The organism is Pseudonocardia pini, from assembly GCF_013870575.1.
In the GTDB taxonomy this organism is placed as follows: domain Bacteria; phylum Actinomycetota; class Actinomycetes; order Mycobacteriales; family Pseudonocardiaceae; genus Pseudonocardia; species Pseudonocardia pini.
In genome coordinates this window covers 1-3,002 of sequence record NZ_JACBXB010000692.1, presented here as the reverse complement: position 1 = coordinate 3,002, position 3,002 = coordinate 1, and the positions used below count along the sequence as shown (strand labels likewise).

2 protein-coding genes are annotated in these 3,002 nt (G+C 72.3%); both read left to right on the top strand.

The genetic code is table 11. The features are described from left to right. Positions 1-41: 41 nt before the first annotated feature. Entirely contained in the window at positions 42-1,388 is a 1,347-nt protein-coding gene (gene nuoF, locus H5J29_RS27265) for an NADH-quinone oxidoreductase subunit NuoF (protein ID WP_181783860.1), read from the top strand. Then, positions 1,385-3,002: NADH-quinone oxidoreductase subunit G (locus H5J29_RS27260; protein WP_181783859.1), on the top strand; the 1,618-nt coding region annotated here is incomplete at its 3' end. The genes nuoF and H5J29_RS27260, both read left to right, overlap by 4 nt.

The window sequence follows — 3,002 nt, the reverse complement described above, 5'->3', positions numbered from 1 at the left end:
CCCGCCCTGCCCGCCGAGCCCCCCGCCCTCCCGGAGAAGTCATGAGTGAGCCCGTGAACCCATCATCGGCGGGGCCCGACATCCTGACCCCGGTCCTCACCAGCAGGTGGGCCGAGGAGCGTTCCTGGACGCTCGAGACCTACGAGCGCACCGGCGGCTACGCGGCGCTGCGCACGGCGCTGGCCGGGCACCCGGACCAGCTGATCACCCTGGTCAAGGACTCGGGCCTGCGCGGCCGCGGCGGCGCGGGCTTCCCCACGGGCATGAAGTGGTCCTTCATCCCGCAGGGGGCCGAGGGCCCCGGCGCCAAGCCCAAGTACCTCGTGGTCAACGCGGACGAGGGCGAGCCCGGGACCTGCAAGGACATCCCGACGATGATGGCGGACCCGCACTCGCTCATCGAGGGCTGCATCATCACCAGCTACGCGATCCGCGCGAACTTCTGCGCGATCTACGTGCGCGGCGAGGCGCTACACCCGATCCGCCGGGTGCGGGCCGCGGTCGCGGAGGCCTACGCACAGGGCTACCTGGGCAAGGACATCCTCGGCACCGGCTTCGACCTCGACATCGTGGTGCACGCCGGCGCGGGCGCGTACATCTGCGGCGAGGAGACGGCGCTGCTGGACTCCCTCGAGGGCCGCCGCGGCCAGCCGCGGCTCAAGCCCCCGTTCCCGGCCACCGCCGGGCTGTACGCCTCGCCGACCGTGGTGAACAACGTCGAGACGATCGCGTCCGTCCCGTACATCGTGGCGGGCGGCGCGGAGTGGTTCCGCAGCATGGGGTCGGAGAAGTCCCCGGGCCCCAAGGTCTACTCGGTGTCGGGGCACGTCGAGCGGCCCGGGCAGTACGAGGCCCCGATGGGCATCACCCTGCGCACGCTGCTCGAGCTGGCCGGCGGGATGAAGGACGGGATCCCGCTGAAGTTCTGGACCCCCGGCGGCTCGTCGACCCCGATGTTCACCGCCGAGCACCTGGACGTCCCGCTGGACTTCGAGGGCGCGGCGGGCGCGGGCTCCATGCTGGGGACGACGGCGGTGCAGGTCTTCAACGAGACCGTGTCCGTGCCGTGGGCGGTCATGAAGTGGACCGAGTTCTACAAGCACGAGAGCTGCGGCAAGTGCACCCCGTGCCGCGAGGGCACCTACTGGCTGGTGCAGATCCTGGAGCGGATGGTGCACGGCGAGGGGACCACGTCCGACGTCGAGACCATGCTCGACATCTGCGACAACATCCTCGGCCGCTCGTTCTGCGCACTCGGCGACGGCGCCACGAGCCCGATCACCAGCGGCATCAAGTACTTCCGCCAGGAGTTCCTGGACCTGATCGCGGAACAGCCCGCGGTCGCGCGTCCGGAGCAGCTGGCCCAGCTGAGCGGAGCCACCGCATGACCCTCGCTCCCGACTCCGAGAAGGCGCCCGTGCCCGAGGGCCACGTCCGCCTCACGATCGACGGCATCGAGGTCGACGCGCCCAAGGGCGAGATCCTCATCCGGACCTGCGAGCGGCTCGGGATCATCGTCCCGCGGTTCTGCGACCATCCCCTGCTCGACCCGGCGGGCGCCTGCCGCCAGTGCCTGGTCGAGGTGGAGATGGGCGGGCGGCCCATGCCGAAGCCGCAGGCCAGCTGCACCATGACCGTGGCCGACGGGATGGTCGTCAAGACCCAGCACACCTCGCCCGTCGCCGACAAGGCGCAGCAGGGCGTGATGGAGCTGCTGCTGATCAACCACCCGCTGGACTGCCCGATCTGCGACAAGGGCGGCGAGTGCCCGCTGCAGAACCAGGCGATGTCCAGCGGCCGCACGGACTCCCGGTTCGTCGAGACCAAGCGGACCTTCCCCAAGCCGCTGCCGATCTCGAGCCAGGTGCTGCTGGACCGCGAGCGCTGCGTGCTCTGCCAGCGGTGCACGCGGTTCTCCGAGGAGATCGCCGGGGACCCCTTCATCGATCTGCTCGAACGCGGCGCCAACCAGCAGATCGGCGTGGCCGAGGACAAGCCCTTCCAGAGCTACTTCTCGGGCAACACCATCCAGATCTGCCCCGTCGGCGCGCTCACCAGCGCGGCCTACCGGTTCCGGTCGCGGCCCTTCGACCTGAGGTCGACGCCGAGCGTGTGCGAGCACTGCAGCTCCGGCTGCGCCTCGCGGACCGACACCCGCCGCGGTGCGGTCATGCGCAAGCTGGCGGGCAACGATCCCGCGGTCAACGAGGAGTGGCTCTGCGACAAGGGCCGCTTCGCCTTCCGCTATCTCGCCTCGAAGGAACGGATCACCCGGCCGCTGGTGCGAGACGAGTCCGGCCGGCTCGTCGAGGCGTCCTGGACCGAGGCCATGCGGGTCGCCGCCGAGGGGCTGCTGGCCGCGCGCGGGAACCGCGGGATCGGCGTCCTGGCGGGCGGGCGGCTCACGGTCGAGGACGCCTACTCCTACGCCAAGTTCGCCCGGGTCGCCGCGGGTACCCACGACGTCGACTTCCGGGCCCGGCCGCACTCCGCCGAGGAGCTGGACTTCCTCACCACCACGCTGGGCGCCACCCCGGAGACCGGGGTGAGCTTCGCGGGCCTCGAGGCGGCGCCCGCGGTCCTCGCGGTCGGGCTGGACCTGGAGGAGGAGTCGGGCATCGTCTTCCTCCGCGTCCGCAAGGCCGTCCGCAAGCGGGGCCAGCGGGTCTACCAGCTCGGCCAGTGGACCACGGCGGGCATGCGCAAGACCTCCGCGACCCTGGTCCGGGCCGTGCCCGGCGCCGAGGCGACCGTGCTGCGGGACCTGATGACCGCGGGCGGCGAGCTGGTCGACGCCCTCGCCGGGCCGGGAGCCGTCATCCTCGTCGGCGACCGCGCCGCCGAGGTCCCCGGCCTGCACTCCGCGGTCGCCGAGCTCGCGACCCGCACCGGCGCGAAGGTCGCCTGGATCCCGCGCCGCGCGGGGGACCGGGGTGCCCTGGAGGCCGGCGCCGTCCCGACCCTGCTGCCCGGTGGCCGTCCGGTCACCGACGCCGCCGCCC

What these genes read in the sequence shown, in the direction of transcription:
- nuoF (WP_181783860.1), top strand. Translation starts at nt 42, where the DNA reads ATGAGTGAGCCCGTGAACCCATCATCGGCGGGGCCCGACATCCTGACC.